Source organism: Nocardiopsis metallicus, from assembly GCF_014201115.1.
GTDB classification, from domain to species: Bacteria; Actinomycetota; Actinomycetes; order Streptosporangiales; family Streptosporangiaceae; genus Nocardiopsis; species Nocardiopsis metallicus.
In genome coordinates this window covers 1470130-1484668 of record NZ_JACHDO010000001.1, presented here as the reverse complement: position 1 = coordinate 1484668, position 14539 = coordinate 1470130, and the positions used below count along the sequence as shown (strand labels likewise).

The following is a 14539-nucleotide window of genomic DNA, read 5'->3' as shown; positions in this document are numbered from 1 at the left end:
AGTTCCGGGCAGCCCCAGGAGGCGAATGATGTGGTCACTTACTCGCGAATTCCGCGATTCGCGCCTGGGCGCCCAAAGGTTCCGACACGCTGGTCTCCATGCGATCGAGGAGGCATCATGAGTGTCATGACTACCGGCAAGACGGATCTGGGACCGGCACCGCTCACCGTGGACGACCTGCAACGCATGCCGGACGACGGGCGGCGCTACGAGCTGGTCGACGGGAGGCTTGACGTGTCTCCCGCACCCGTCTTCCTGCACAGTCGCGTCGAATCCCGACTTGGCTTTCACCTGAGCAATCTGGCGCCGGTGGAATGTGAGGTCATCACCGGCCCCGGCATCAACTTCAACGGGGACAGGACACATCACCGCATCCCGGACCTGGTGGTCATCAGCGCCGACGAGGCGGAGAGTCCGTACTTGACCCAACCTCCGCTCCTGGCGGTGGAGGTGGTCTCCCCCGAGAGCGTCCTTCGGGATCACCACACCAAGAAGCACGAGTACGCGGCCTTCGGCATCCCCTCGTACTGGGTGATCACCCCCGACCCCGACGGGCCGAGCATCATCGAGATGCGGTTGAAGGACGGTGAGTACACCGAGGTGGCCGCGGCCTTCGACAAGGAAGTGCTGGACACCGAGCTGCCCTTCCCCGTGAAGGTCGTGCCCCAGTGGCTGCTGCGTGCCGACGGTGACTGGCGTCTGCACATCGGCGGACCGAAGGAGGCGGACGATGCGAAGACGGCGGAGGAAACGAAGAAGTCGGAGAGCGACGCGTAGCTCTCACCTCGACGGCGCGGAGCCGGGTGTCCCCCTCGGGCACCCGGCTCCGTCATGTCTGCTCTGGTTCTTCCGACGAACCCTCGCCGTCGCTCCCGGCGGCGGGTCCGTCGGCCTCGGGTTTGCGGGGTCGCCCCCTCCTGGGGATGTCCCCGGCCTCCTTGGGCATCCGCCCCGCCTCGTCCAGGGCGCGGCGCAGAAGGAACTCGATCTGGGCGTTGGTGCTGCGTAGCTCCTGCCCTGCCCAGCGCGCGAGCGCGTCGTGGACGGCGGGGTCGAGCCGCAACAGCACCTTCTTGCGCTCGGGCACGGCAACCTCACCCGGATCTACTGGTAGAGCGTCCCGGTGTTCACGACCGGACTGGCGGGGCGGTCGGAGCACAGCACCACGAGCAGGTTGCTGACCATGGCGGCCTTGCGCTCCTCGTCCAGGTCCACCACGTCCTCGTCCGACAGGCGCGCGAGGGCGCGGTCGACCAGGGTGACGGCGCCCTCGACGATCTCCGCGCGGGCGGCGATCATGGCGCTGGCCTGCTGGCGCTGCAGCATGGCCTGGGCGATCTCGGGCGCGTAGGCCAGGTGGGTGAAGCGGGACTCCACGATCTTCACGCCCGCGGCGTCGACGCGTTCGGCGACCTCCTTGGACAGCTGCTCGGTGATGGCGTCGGCGCTGTCGCGCAGGGACGGGACGGCGTCGTCTCCGTAGGAGTCGTAGGGGTACTTGCCCGCGATGTGGCGCACGGCCGCCTCGGTCTGGGTGGAGACGAACTGGATGAAGTCGTCCACCTCGAAGGAGGCCCGCGCGGTGTCCTCCACCTGCCAGACGACGACGGCGGCGATCTCGATGGGGCTGCCCGCGGCGTCGTTGACCTTCATGACGGAGGTCTCGTGGTTGCGGATGCGGGTGGAGATCGCGTTGCGCACGGTCAGCGGGTTGACCCAGCGCAGGCCGTCGGTGCGGATCGTGCCGACGTAGCGTCCGAAGAACTGGACGACCTGGGCCTCGTTGGGCGCGACCATCGTCAGTCCGACGGCCAGGACCACTCCGGCGGCGGCGACCACGATCCCGACCGCGACCAGTGACGCGTGCAGGCCGATCAGGGGCAGGCAGGCGATTCCGGCACCGGCGAGGAACAGCACGACGGACACCACGAACATCGGAATCCCGCTGGAGCCGAAGGCCTCGCGTTCCCGGTACTGCGGCGCCGGCCTGGTGACACTCGGTGTCTCACTCATCTGTGTTCCGTCCTCTTGTCTTCCATGCTCTGGGGCGCCCGTCCTTTGAGGTGATGACTTGAGAATAGCATTGTGATATCACTTTTAACAGACGGCCCGCCCCCGGGGCCACCGACTGAGAGGAGACGTGGACGCGATGAGCACCGACGCTCTGCGACTGCGACCGCCCCACCACCGCGTGGACCGGCGTGCCATCTGGTGGTGGACGACCAGGTCCCTCGCGGTGACGGTCGTCCTCACGGTCATCCCCGTGATCCCCGCCCTGATCTGGGAGCCGGTGCGCTTCTGGTTCCTGGTCGCCGCCGGGGTCCTCGGCGGGGTCGGGCTGCTGATCACGGTGGTGATGCCGCAGTGGCGCTACCGCGTGCACCGATGGGAGGTCACCGAGACCGCCGTCTACACCTCCAGCGGGTGGATCTGGCAGGAGTGGCGGGTGGCCCCGATGTCGCGCATCCAGACCGTGGACACCGCGCGCGGACCGCTGCAGAGGGCCTTCGGTCTTTCCAGCGTGACGGTGACGACCGCTTCGGCGGCCGGGCCCATCGAGATCAGCGGCCTGGACCACGAGTTGGCGACCGAGGTGGCCGACCAGCTCACAGACAGCACCGAGGCGGTTCCGGGGGATGCGACATGACCTCCCACGACGACCACCGCCCGGACCAGGAGCCGCGTGAGGCCCCCGACGGGGAGCCGCACCAGGCGCCGGACCAGGGCCCGAAGGACGAGCTGAACCCGGAACCGAACCCCGCACCGGACGTGCGGCCGAACGCCGAGCCGGACGGGACTCCGCAGCCAGTGGAGCAAACGGAGGGCCAGAGCGAGGGGCAGACCGAGGAACGGGAGGAGGAGCACGCCCGGGAACAAGCGGAGGAGCACGCAACCGAGCAGCGGGACGAGGAGGACGGTTGGCAGGGCCTGAGCACGCTCAGCGTGTGGGCCAACACCGCCCTCGTGACGCTGTTCATGGTGCCCGGTGCCGTCGTCGCGACCCTCGCGCTGTTCTTCACCGACGCCCCGAACCCGTGGGCGCTCCTTCCCGTCCCCGCCGCGCTCGCCTTCATCGGGCTGATGACCTACATCGACCTGGTCCGGCTGCGCGCCGTCCGGTACCGGGTCACCGCCGAGCGCATGGAGATGCGTTCGGGCGTCATCGCCAAGGCCTTCCGCTCCATCCCCCGCGAACGCGTGCGCAGCGTGGACGTGGCCGCCCCCGTCTACGTGCGGATCTTCGGTCTGTGCTCGGTGACCGTGGGGACCGGCGAGTCGGCCGGCGCCGGCGGTACCGACCAGCTTCAACTGCTGTTCGTGACGGCGGAGCAGGGCGAGAGCCTGCGCCGCGAACTGCTGCGCCGGGCCGCCCCGGCCACGGGCTCCGCCGAGGGCTCCGAGGGCACCGGGGATGAGGCGGCGGACGCGGAGGAGACCGAGCTGGTCCGGCTGAACCCGCGCTGGTTCGCCTACGCCCCCGCCACCATGGCGACCTTCGGTATCGGGCTCGGTGTGATCGCGGCCCTGATCGGCATCAACGCCCAGAGCGGCGGCCACGGCTGGCGGTGGATCTCCGAGCAGACCGACATGCCCAGCTCCCAGGAGATGTCCAGCTTCGTGATGGGCCAGCTGCTGCTGGTCGTCCCGATCGCGCTGCTCTCGCTGATGCTGTCCGGCGTGGTCATCCTGGTCCTCATCGCGGTGGAGACCTGGTGGGACTACCGGCTGGTCCGCGAGGCCGACGGTACGGTGCGGCTGCGCCGGGGCCTGCTGACCAGTGTGTCGCTGTCGGTGGAGGGCCGCCGTCTCAACGGTGTCGTCCTGCACGAACCCTTCGTGTTGCGCTCGGTGCGCGGCGCCTCCATCCGTGCCGTGGCGACCGGCCTGTCCGCCGGTGACGCCCAGAAGACCGAGGCCAAGAGCCGCCTGTCCCCCGCGATGCCCCGGGCGCGTGCCCGTGAGCTGGGGGCCGCCCTGATGCGTGAGCCCGATTCCGCGTTGGACGCGCCGCTGGCCGAGCACCCGCGGGCGGCACTGCGCCGCCGGTTCACCCGGGCCGCGGTCTGCTCGGTGGTGGCGATCGCCCTGGCCGCCGGGCTCGCCCGGCTGCAGCAGGTGGCCACCCAGGCCTGGTGGGACGGGCTGCAGGTGGCGGAGGAACAGTTCATGCCGTTCCCGCTGGCCGGCCCGACCATTCAGGCCACCCCGGGCTGGGGCTGGTTCGCGGTGGCGGCGGTGTTCGCGCTGGCGGCGTTCTGGTACGCGGTCGGCTCCTACCGGGGCCTGGGCCACGGCCTGCACCCGAAGTACCTGGTGGTGCGCCAGGGAATGGCGGTGCGCGACACCGTCACCCTGGAGCGTTCCGCGGTGATCGGCTGGCGGATCACGCGTTCGCCGTTCCAACGCAGGGTCGGCCTGGCGAGCGTGTCGGCGACCACGGCCTCCGGCGAGGGGATGTACACCGCCGGGGACGTGGGTCTGGGCCAGGGCCTGGCGTGGGCGGACGAGGCGGTACCGGAGCTGCTCGCCCCGTTCCTCGTCCGAGAGGAGGGTGGGAGCGGGCCCGCCGAACCCAAGCCCTCGGTGCTGCCCTAGGTGTACTGACCTGAGAGGTTAGGAACACGAGAAGCGGGAGGGCCGCCAACGGCGGTGTGGAACCGGTGGTGATTGTACTCGTGCAACCACCCACCGAACGCCTCCCGCTTCTCGGTCTCTGATCGATAGGGGCGGGCGTAGGCCCATTCGTCGACCAGGGTGCGGTTGAACCGCTCGACCTTGCCGTTGGTCTGAGGCCGGTAAGGGCGGGTGCGTTTGTGCTTGATCCCGGCCTTGACCAGGGCGTCGCGCCACAGGTGGGACTTGTAGCAGGACCCGTTATCGGTCAGTACCCGCTCCACGGTGATCCCGACCGAGGCGAAGTAGGAGTTGGCTCGTTCCCAGAACCCGACAGCGGTCTCCTTTTTCTCGTCGGCCAGGATCTCGGTGTAGGCCAGCCGCGAGTGATCGTCCACGGCGTTGTGGAGGAAGGCATAGCCAACGTTGGCGCGGTTCTTGCGGCCTTGGGGCCGCCCCAGCGTCTTGTGGCCGCCGCCGTCGGGGATGTTGCCGAGCTTCTTGATGTCCACGTGCACGAGTTCACCGGGCCGCTCGCGTTCGTAGCGGCGCACGGTGCGGCCGGTGGCGCGGTCCAGGTGGGACAGGCGGGCGCACTTGTAGCGGGTCAGGACGCGGTGCACGGTCGAGGCGCACATGCCCAGGTGCCCGGCGATGCGGGCTGGTCCCCAGCGTTTGAGGCAGCGCAGTTTGATGACGCGGCGCTCACGGTGGGTGGGGGTACGCCGGGGTGAGTGGTGCGGGCGGCTGGAGGCATCGACCATGCCCGCCTCGCCATGGGCGCGGTAGCGGTCGGCCCAGCGTTTGGTGGTGCTCACGCTGGCCTGGAAGCGTTCCGCGGCCCTACGCAGTGTCCAGCCGTCTTCGACCACGCAGCGGGCCAACTCCAGGCGTCCGGGCGGGTGTGAGACGGGCGTTGGCATGGGTAGTGTGGGCCACGGAGGGCCTCCTGACCTACTTCAGGTGTTGATCTAGACAATCCACACCTATGTCGGAGGCCCTCTCTTGCTGTCAAATCACTGCCGGGCCGTACTCAACCTCTGTGGTCAGTACACCTAGGCACGTCGACCCGCTCGGACCGGTGTCCCGGTGCCCCACTTCCCCGGGGCACCGGGACACCGGGACACACGCGTTCTTCCGGGTTTCTTCCGGACTTGCGACCATCCCGAAACCCGGGACGGGTTCGGGACGGAAGCCGGCCCGAATCGGCTAGGGTACGGGGTTGTCGAAGATGGGTTCCCCGTCGACCCGAAGGCCGCTGGTGTGGGTGAGCGCCATCTCCACCATCGGGTAGACCTCGAACAGGCGCCGCATCCCGAGGGCTTCGAGCACCCGGTCGGCGATGGGCGAGGGCTCGGCCAGGACCACGTGTCGGCCCTGGCGGGTCAGCTCCCGGTAGACGGCCACCAGGGCGCGCACACCGCTGGCGTCGAAGAAGCCGAGCCCGGACATGTCCACGACCAGGCAGTCGCACCGTGAGGCACTCGCGGCCTTGAGCAGCCGATCCCGGAGGAGATCGGCGGTGGCCAGGTCCACCTCACCGTGGACGCGCACCACCGTCACTCCTGTACATGGAAAACGTTCCTGGGCCGAGAACAGGGCATCCATCGCCACTCGGGCCACCTCTCACCGGACGTAACCTTTCCACTACGCAACCGCGTACGAGATCGTAACCTCTCCAGTGAGGTTCTGGGAGGGTTTCCATGAGAAAACCCGCCAGAATCTCGCTGATGCGGCTTCCCCGTCACACAGGTGTCACCGCCCGGCGTGGTTGGGCCACGATCTCGCGGGGCCCGGCACAGCACAGGCCCCCACACTTCTCTCTCGGACACTCCTCATCCCTCTCGGACACTCCCGAACAGGCACCCGCACCGTGCTTTCCGCGCGCCCGTGCGGTAAAAGCGGTACTTGGACACCCGTGTGACGGCCGGTGGCCCTGTTCCCCGCGCGGGGAGGGCCCCTGACCGCCCTCATGGACACGAAGAGAGCGAAGGGAGGGAGCGGCCGGGACCGCCCCGCGCAGTCCCGCGACCGCGAACCCGATGACCGAAACCGCTGACACCCAGCCCGGCTGGTTCTCCTCCGACGAGTTGGAGAGCGTCCGCGCCCGCATGCCCGTGCTCTACGTCCAGGCGGTACCCGTGCGGGTGGACGAGTCCGGATCGGTGACCCACGTGGGGCTGCTCATGCGCGCCGACCCCGACGGCAGCTTCAACCGTTCGGTGGTCTCCGGGCGGGTGCTGTACCACGAGCGAGTCCGGGACGCCCTCCTACGCCACCTGGAGAAGGACCTGGGCCCGGTGGCCCTCCCCCGGATCCCCAGTTCACCGCAGCCCTTCACCGTCGCCGAGTACTTCCCCACCCCGGGCGTCACCCCCTTCCACGACCCCCGCCAGCACGCCGTGGCCATGGCCTACGTGGTGCCGGTGAGCGGTGACTGCCAGCCCCGCCAGGACGCGCTGGACCTGGTGTGGTTCACCCCCGAGGAGGCGACCAGCCCGCAGGTGCGCGCGGAGATGCCCGGCGGGCAGGGTGTGCTGGTCCGCCAGGCGCTGGCCTATGTCGGCCACGCCCCCTGACCCCTCCCGCCCGACGCACGGGCCACACAGGCCGGATCGCTCCGGCACGACCCCGCTGACCTGAGCACACGGGTCTGACCGCACGGGCCCCGTATCCGAACCCGGATGCGGGGCCCAACCACCGAAAATCCACCGGGACGCCCACGCACCACGGGGTCTAGGCTGGCAACCATGCTCGAATCGCTTGTCGCCGACGCCCTCGCCCTGGTCCCGGAGGGGACCTCCGCGGGCCCCGTACGGGTGGTACTCGGCCTGACCGGCGCGCCCGCGGCCGGAAAGTCCACCCTGGCGCGCTACCTGGTGCACGCGGTCGACGAGCAGGCCGGGCCCGGCACCGCCGGTTACCTGCCCATGGACGGCTTCCACCTGTCCAACGCCCAGCTGGACCGGCTGGGCCGCAGGGACCGCAAGGGCGCCCCGGACACCTTCGACGCGCACGGTTACCTGGCGATGGTGCGGCGTCTCCTGGCGGAGACCGCCAACCCGGTCTACGTGCCCGACTACGACCGCAGGCTGCACGAGCCGATCGCCGCCCAGCACGTGGTCGAGCCGCGCACCCGGCTGGTCGTGACCGAGGGCAACTACCTGGCCTTTGACGAGGAGCCGTGGGCGGGGGTCCGCGGGCTGTTGGCGGAGCTGTGGTACGTGGAAACCGACGACCAGGTGCGTGAGCGCCGTCTGCACCGGCGACAGGTGGCGGGCGGGGCGAGCGCGAACGCGGCCCAGGAGTGGGTCGAGCGCAGCGACCGCCCCAACGGCGAGCTGGTGAAGGGCCTGCGGGACAACTGCACGAGGATCGTTCGGGTCAGCGGGGTCCCCCGGCTCGGGTCGAAGGACCGCTACTCCGCACGCTGAGCCCCGTCCCGACCCGGCCCGCACGAATCGAGAACCGCTCCCGAGCAGCGCGCGTCTGTCCGGCGGCTCAGACGGACCCGGCGACCTCGGCACCCCGGCTCCGGGAAACGTGCCGCTTCAACCAGTGCCGGGCGGCCCAGCGGACCAGCATCAGGTACTGGTCGGGCCGCCTCTGGCCGCCGTTCAGCACGCCGTAGGCGTAGGCGACGATGTACTCCTTGTACAGCGCGGCCAGCCGCCCGGTCAGGACGAAGCGGGCCGGGGAGTCGTCGCCGCGCACGAACTGGACCAGACCGTCCCGCCGCCCCAGGCTCACGCACTGGAAAAGGTCGGCGAACGGCGGGAGCTCCGGTGCGTCCCCGCGCACCCGCGCGGTGACCGCGTCGGCTGCGGTCCAGCCCATGGGCAGCCCCATCGCGCAGGACATCCGCTGGGGATCGCCGTGCACGCCGACCGCGTGCGCGGCGTCCCCACCACGTACACGTCGGGGTGGGAGACCGAGCGCTGGTCGGTGCCGACCACCGCGCGGCCGTCCCGGTCCACCGTGAGCCCGGCCTCGGCGGCCAGAGGCGCCACCCCGAAGCCCGCGTTGCAGACCACGAGGTCCGCGTCCACCCGTGATCCGTCGGCCAGGCGCAGACCGGCCGAGTCCACCCCGGCCACGCAGACGCCTTCGCGGGCGCTCACCCCCAGACAGCTCAGGACGCGGTGGACGTGGGCGCGGCCGCGCGGGCTGAGGCCGTCGGCGACCCGGCCCCGGGTCAGGAGTTCCACGCGTAGTCCGGGGTGGCTCTCGGCGACCTCGGTGGCCACCTCCAAGCCGGTGAGTCCGCCGCCGACCACGGCGACGCTGCGCGGGGCGTCCTCACGGATGCGTCGGGCCAGGGCCCGCGCGGATCCCAACGAGGCCGCGTTGTGGGCGTGTCCGGCGGCTCCGGGGACCCCGCCCGACCCGGCGTCGCTGCCGAGGGCGTACACCAGCGTGTCGTAGCTGATCTCGCGCTCCGGCTCGGTTCGCCCTTCCCGTCCCTCCTGCCCTCCCGCGCGTACCCGGACGGTGCGCCGCCCGGTGTCCACGTGCTCGACCCGGCCGAGGACCAGGTCGACCCCGGTGCCGTCGAGTGAGGCGGACAGGGGATGCACGCCGACGTCCTGCCCGGCGGCCACCTGGTGCAGCCGGACGCGTTCGACGAAGTCGGGGGCGGCGTTGACCAGGGTGATGCGGGCGTCGAGCGCGTCGCGGCGGATGTTGTGGGCGGCCCTGGAGGCCGCGGCCAGTCCGGCGTAGCCCGCGCCGAGCACCAGGATCTCGTGGGTCATGGATTCTCCTCCAGCTTTCGAGCGGTGGTGAACCACATGACGGGACGGGAGCCCGGGAACGTGACACGACGATCCCGTGGCAGGGATCACAGAGAAGCACAAAACACCGAGGCGGTAAGGATTTCCGGTTTCCGCCCCAGCGTCACGCGATGACCACAATCACCCCGCAAGTCCATATCCTGAGACAGAAGTTCCACATAGTGTCCACGGGGGCTAGCATCCATCCATCACACCGCGCTGACCTGGAAAGAACTTCCAATGACGGACGTCGCCGAAGACACTCCGGCACCGAAACGGCCACAAGCCGAGACGGCCGAGCCACCGACCAACCCGAAGCGGAAGGTCCTCACGGCGAGCCTCGTGGGCACGTCCATCGAGTTCTACGACTTCTACATCTACGCGACCGCCGCGGTCCTGGTCTTCCCCTACCTGTTCTTCCCCGAGGGCGACATGACGGCGGCTCGCCTGCAGTCGCTGGCGACCTTCGCCATCGCCTTCGTGGCCCGCCCGATCGGCTCCTGGGTGTTCGGCCACTTCGGTGACCGGATCGGCCGCAAGGCGACCCTGGTGGCCTCCCTGCTGACCATGGGCATCGCCACCATCGCGATCGGCCTGCTGCCCACCTACGCCCAGATCGGCGTGGCCGCCCCGCTGCTGCTGGCACTGTGCCGGTTCGGCCAGGGCCTGGGCCTGGGCGGCGAGTGGGGCGGCGCGGCACTGCTGGCCACCGAGAACGCCCCCGCGGGCAAACGCGGCTTCTACGGCACCTTCCCGCAGCTGGGCGCACCGATCGGCTTCTTCCTCGCTAACGGCGTCTTCCTGATCCTGAGCCAGGCGATGAGCGACGAGGCCTTCCTGGCCTACGGCTGGCGCATCCCGTTCCTGCTCTCGACCGTGCTGATCATCGTCGGCCTGTGGGTCCGGTTGACCCTGCACGAGACCCCGGCCTTCGCCAAGGTGATCGCCTCCGGCGAGCGCGTCAAGACCCCCATCGTCGAGGTCTTCCGCCACAACTGGCCCGCCGTGGTCATCGGCACCCTCATCATGCTGGCCACGTACGTGCTCTTCTACCTGATGACCGTGTTCTCCCTGGGCTTCGGCACCGACCCCGAGACCGGCCTGGGTTACGCCCGCACCGACTTCCTGGTCTTCCTGCTCATAGGTGTGGTGTTCTTCGGAGTCTTCACTCCGATCTCCGGACTGCTCGCCGACAAGTTCGGCCGCAAGCCCGTCCTGATCACGGTCACCAGTGCGATCATCGTGTTCGGCTTCGCCATGGGACCACTCCTGGGCAGCGGCAGCACCGTCGGGGTGCTGGCCTTCCTCGTCATCGGCCTGTCCCTGATGGGGCTGACCTTCGGCCCGATGGCCGCGGTCCTGCCGGAGCTGTTCCCGACCAAGGTGCGCTACACCGGCGCCTCGGCCGCCTACAACCTGGCCAGCCTGCTGGGCGCCTCGTTCGCCCCCTACATCGCGACCTGGCTCGCGGCCACCTTCGGCCTGGCCTGGGTCGGCGGCTACCTGATCCTGGTCGCCACGATCACCCTGGGCGCGCTGATCGTCAGCAGGGAGACCAGCAACGACGACCTGGACACCATTTCCGCCAAGGTGACCAAGTGACCGGTTGACCGTCGGCGGTCGACCCTCCAGGAGCCCTCGCTCCCCCCCCACTCCCCGAGGACGGGCCGGGGACGGCACACGCCGTCCCCGGCCCGTCCGCCTTTTCGTCCTCTCCTCCCGACCTCCTTGACTTGGCGTATGTCAGAAACTGAGGCCGGTTCAGGCTGTGGGCACCGCCCGAACCGGCCTTCGCCGTCCTAGGGTTGGAAATGGCCCCCTGTTTCTCCTACCTCCCGGAGTACCCCTCGTGTACGAAGCCGCGCTCAAACTGGGCGTCGCGGTCGTCAAGGCCGCCTGTGGGATCTGGATAGGCAACCCGATGGCGGAGAACGCCGCGACCACCGTCGTGGACCTGGTCCAGGAGAAGGTCACCGGTAAACGCGACCAGCGCAGGCTGGAGCGCAAGTTCGCCGAAATCGAGGAGAGCATCGCCGAGAGGGTGCTCGGCTACCTCGACCACGAGTTCCGCGGGCTGCCGGAGAACGAGCGCGAAGCGGCGGTGCTGGCCGTCGCGGACACCTTCGAACGGGCCGGTCTGACCGACCGCGTCCTCTTCGAACAGGACCTGGACCCGCTGTACCTGGAGGGCTACGTCCGCGACAAGGTGCCCCGAGCTACCCGAGACCTGAATGACGCTGCCGTGGCCCTGTACGACCGGGTACTCCCGGAGTCCTGCGCCTACGTGATGGCGACTCTGAGAACCCTGCCCCGCTTCCAGGCGGGGGCCTTCACCGAGCTGTTGCGCCGGGAAAGCCTCATCCTGGGCAAGCTGGACGAGCTCCTGGACCGCATCCCGAAGGATGTGGGCCGACAGGAGGACACCGGAGCGGCGTTCGAGACGGCCTACCGGAGAAAGGCAGCGGAGCGCTGGGACGTCCTGGAGTTGTTCGGCACGGAGGCGCATACCCGCAGCTACCCGCTGACCCTGGCCTACCTGAGCCTGCGGGTGGCCTGGGCTCAGCAGGAACGGGACAGGTTGATCAGCGAAATCCAATCACTTCCCAGCGGTGATCTGCGAGTAGAGCAGGCCCTGGCCCAGCACCGGCGCACCTTCCTGCGAGGCCCGGCGGGAACAGGGAAGACCACCCTGCTGCGCTGGGTAGGGGTTCGAGCCAGCCGTGGTGACTTCCCCGAAGCGATGTCCTCCTGGAATGGGCTCATTCCATTCATGGTGCCGCTGCGCCAGTACGTGGGCGAGCAGCTCCCCGAACCCGCCGACTTCGTTCGGCACACCGGTCGGCACCTGGCCGACCAGGCACCCGAGGGATGGGTGACCGGCGTTCTGGAAGCGGGGAGGGGGATCGTTCTGGTAGACGGGGTGGACGAACTTCCCCAGGGCCAGCGTGAGGTGGCCCGGCGGTGGCTGCGGGATCTGATGGCCGATTTCCCCGACTGCCGGTACGTGGTCACGACCAGACCAGGTGCGGCCAAGGAGTCCTGGCTGGAGACGGACGGGTTCATCAGTGCGGAACTCCAACCGCTCACCGACAAGGATGTGCGCTCCTTCATCCATCACTGGCATGAGGCGGTCCGTAGCGAGATCGTTGATGAAACCGAGCGGGCGCTCCTCACCACCTATGAACATGACCTGGCCCGAAAGGTGATGGGACAAAGGCACCTGAGTGTGATCGCGTCAACCCCACTCCTGTGCGCGCTGCTGTGCGCCCTGCACCGAGACCGGCAGACAGCGCTGCCTCGGGACCGCATGGAGGTGTACGAGGCGGCTCTGGCGATGCTACTCAAGGATCGCGACCAGGAACGCGGAATAGAGGGAGTGGAGCTATCTCGCAAGGAACTGGTGCTGCTCCTCCAAGAGCTGGCGAAGTGGCTGGTCATCAACGGCAGCTCGGACGCACCAACGAATACTGCTCAACGCCAGGTCACCAGGGTGCTGGCCAGCATGCATCGTGTGGAGGACAACCCTGAGGAGGTCTTCACCCACCTGATCGTCCGTAGCGGGCTGCTCCAGTGCCCCACGGCAGACCGAGTGAGTTTCCTGCATCGCACCTTCGAGGAGTACCTGGCTGCGAAAGCGATCGTCGAGGAGGACAGTTTCCCCCTACTGGTCAGCAAGGCCCATGACGATCAGTGGCACGAGGTGGTGATGATGGCCGCCGGTCACGCCACGCCTGCCCAGCGAGAGGAGATGGTCACCAGGCTGCTAGACAAGGCCGACGAGGTGAAGAAGCATCATGATCGATTGCTACTCGTGGCCTTCGCCTGCTTGGAGACCTCCCCTCACCTGCCCCAGCACCTTCGGGAAGAGGTAGAGAAACGAGTCCGGAGCATCCTGCCACCGAGAACGAAGGAACACGTTCATACTTTGAGTATGGTCGGCGAATCCGTGCTTCCGCTGCTCGCCAAAACTCCGCCGAAAAACGCTCGCCAAGCTGCGAAGACCATCGAGGCGGCCGCTTTAATCGGCGGTTCAAGGTCCACACCTGTGATCAAGCAGGCCTTGCCCTTCCGAAGCAGAGATGTTTTCTTCGCAGCCCAGGACGCCTGGGAACGTGGGGCCTCTCCAGAACTAGCCGAGGTGTTATTGGAGGATGCGATAAACTCCTATCACTACACCTTCCCCATTCGGACCGTGCATCTGGAATTACTGTCCCGCTATGCCCCCAGAGCACGCACTGCTGTGATACAGGGAGAGGGCAGTGACACCATCGAAGCGCTCGCTGGCATGCCCGATCTAGGAAAAGTCATTCTGCATGCCGACACCCCAAAGCCATGGCGCGAAATCGATCTCTCCCCTCTTCGTGATTCAACAGCTCTGAGAACGTTCATGAACGGTGGTCGGACCTCTGTCGCCAGGATCGAACCGCTGCTTGGCAGCCCGCTTACGAACTTTGTCCTCACTTCCCCAACACAGGTCTGCGATCTCCACCTCATCGCCTCGTTCCGTGAACTCAAACGATTGCAGTTCGACTGGGAACTCCCCGTACAACCGTTCAGCGATATCCTACAAGCAGAGAATCAGCCCTTAGAACTGACACTCCGATACCAGAGGGCCATACACGACCTGGACTTCCTGCGCGTAGCTCCTCACTCTCTAGACCACATCAGAATCATTACCTGCCCCCAGCTCAAGGACTTAACGGGTCTGCTGAGCCAGGCTGAATCCCTGGCCGGCTTCTCCTACCAGGGTGGCGCCAATCATATAATGGACATTTCTGTTCTCAAGGAACTACCCAACCTCGACAGCATCGATATGAATCTGAGGCACGCCAACACCGAAGAGTTCACACGAGTGATCACCAGCCTGCCTTCTCTGCGTAGTGTCAGGCTCAGTTACAACGTGGCGCATGTTGAGGCCCCCGCATGGCTCCGTGAGCTACCCGAGCTACACACCCTGCGGATGCACGGTCGCGGACCCGTGGACCTGACCCCGCTGGCGGGGGTCACCAACCTGACCGTGGAGCTGCCCCGGTTCCGATCACTCAAAGCAACCGGATCTGAGTTGCTTGGAGAGGGGTCCCGGGTGGTGCGGTACAACCCTTTTCTTCCCCGAAGAACCTGACACGGCTCGTGGACGCGTTAGGAGCCGGGGC

12 protein-coding genes and 1 pseudogene are annotated in these 14539 nt (G+C 68.1%); 7 read left to right on the top strand and 6 right to left on the bottom strand.

Annotated elements, in window-relative coordinates; genetic code table 11:
* Nucleotides 1-117: 117 nt before the first annotated feature.
* Nucleotides 118-777 carry a Uma2 family endonuclease gene (locus HNR07_RS06195; protein WP_184363065.1) on the top strand — a complete coding sequence of 220 codons (660 nt, stop codon included), beginning with the start codon at nucleotides 118-120 and terminating at the stop codon, nucleotides 775-777.
* A gap of 52 nt (nucleotides 778-829) precedes the next feature.
* Here the strand turns inward: HNR07_RS06195 and HNR07_RS06190 are convergent, their stop codons facing one another.
* Nucleotides 830-1087: a hypothetical protein gene (locus HNR07_RS06190; protein WP_184363063.1), complete on the bottom strand. Its 258-nt coding sequence runs from the start codon at nucleotides 1085-1087 to the stop codon at nucleotides 830-832.
* 17 nt (nucleotides 1088-1104) lie between these two features.
* On the bottom strand, nucleotides 1105-2013 hold the full coding sequence (locus HNR07_RS06185) for an SPFH domain-containing protein (RefSeq protein WP_184363061.1): 909 nt from the start codon (nucleotides 2011-2013) through the stop codon (nucleotides 1105-1107).
* Between the two features lie 136 nt (nucleotides 2014-2149).
* On the opposite strand from HNR07_RS06185, the gene HNR07_RS06180 reads away from it, so the two are divergent.
* Nucleotides 2150-2647 carry a PH domain-containing protein gene (locus tag HNR07_RS06180; RefSeq protein ID WP_184363059.1) on the top strand — a complete coding sequence of 166 codons (498 nt, stop codon included), beginning with the start codon at nucleotides 2150-2152 and terminating at the stop codon, nucleotides 2645-2647.
* On the top strand, nucleotides 2644-4596 hold the full coding sequence (locus tag HNR07_RS06175) for a PH domain-containing protein (protein ID WP_184363057.1): 1953 nt from the start codon (nucleotides 2644-2646) through the stop codon (nucleotides 4594-4596). The genes HNR07_RS06180 and HNR07_RS06175 overlap by 4 nt, the downstream gene beginning before the upstream one ends.
* Here HNR07_RS06175 and HNR07_RS06170 read toward each other — a convergent pair.
* Nucleotides 4593-5553: pseudogene (locus tag HNR07_RS06170) on the bottom strand (IS481 family transposase). The gene HNR07_RS06175 and the pseudogene HNR07_RS06170 sit on opposite strands and share 4 nt — an antisense overlap.
* A 270-nt stretch (nucleotides 5554-5823) precedes the next feature.
* Entirely contained in the window at nucleotides 5824-6177 is a 354-nt protein-coding gene (locus HNR07_RS06165) for an STAS domain-containing protein (RefSeq protein ID WP_017580053.1), read from the bottom strand.
* Nucleotides 6178-6656: 479 nt separating this feature from the next.
* Between HNR07_RS06165 and HNR07_RS06160 the strand changes: the two genes are divergently transcribed.
* Nucleotides 6657-7193 (top strand): NUDIX hydrolase family protein, encoded by a 537-nt coding sequence (locus tag HNR07_RS06160; RefSeq protein WP_017580052.1) that lies wholly within the window; start codon nucleotides 6657-6659, stop codon nucleotides 7191-7193.
* A gap of 171 nt (nucleotides 7194-7364) precedes the next feature.
* Nucleotides 7365-8048 (top strand): nucleoside/nucleotide kinase family protein, encoded by a 684-nt coding sequence (locus HNR07_RS06155; protein WP_184363052.1) that lies wholly within the window; start codon nucleotides 7365-7367, stop codon nucleotides 8046-8048.
* Nucleotides 8049-8115: 67 nt separating this feature from the next.
* On the opposite strand, the gene HNR07_RS34725 is transcribed toward HNR07_RS06155, so the two are convergent.
* Nucleotides 8116-8364 (bottom strand): hypothetical protein, encoded by a 249-nt coding sequence (locus HNR07_RS34725; protein ID WP_246420150.1) that lies wholly within the window; start codon nucleotides 8362-8364, stop codon nucleotides 8116-8118.
* Nucleotides 8361-9368, bottom strand: coding sequence for an NAD(P)/FAD-dependent oxidoreductase (locus HNR07_RS06150; protein WP_246420147.1), 1008 nt, complete (start codon nucleotides 9366-9368; stop codon nucleotides 8361-8363). The genes HNR07_RS34725 and HNR07_RS06150 overlap by 4 nt, the downstream gene beginning before the upstream one ends.
* A 258-nt stretch (nucleotides 9369-9626) precedes the next feature.
* Here HNR07_RS06150 and HNR07_RS06145 point away from each other — a divergent pair, with 258 nt between their 5' ends.
* Together HNR07_RS06145 and HNR07_RS06140 are read left to right on the top strand one after the other, a co-directional pair.
* Nucleotides 9627-10988, top strand: a complete 1362-nt coding sequence (locus tag HNR07_RS06145; protein WP_184363048.1) for an MFS transporter — start codon at nucleotides 9627-9629, stop codon at nucleotides 10986-10988.
* A gap of 247 nt (nucleotides 10989-11235) precedes the next feature.
* Nucleotides 11236-14508: an NACHT domain-containing protein gene (locus HNR07_RS06140; RefSeq protein WP_184363045.1), complete on the top strand. Its 3273-nt coding sequence runs from the start codon at nucleotides 11236-11238 to the stop codon at nucleotides 14506-14508.
* Nucleotides 14509-14539: the final 31 nt, after the last annotated feature.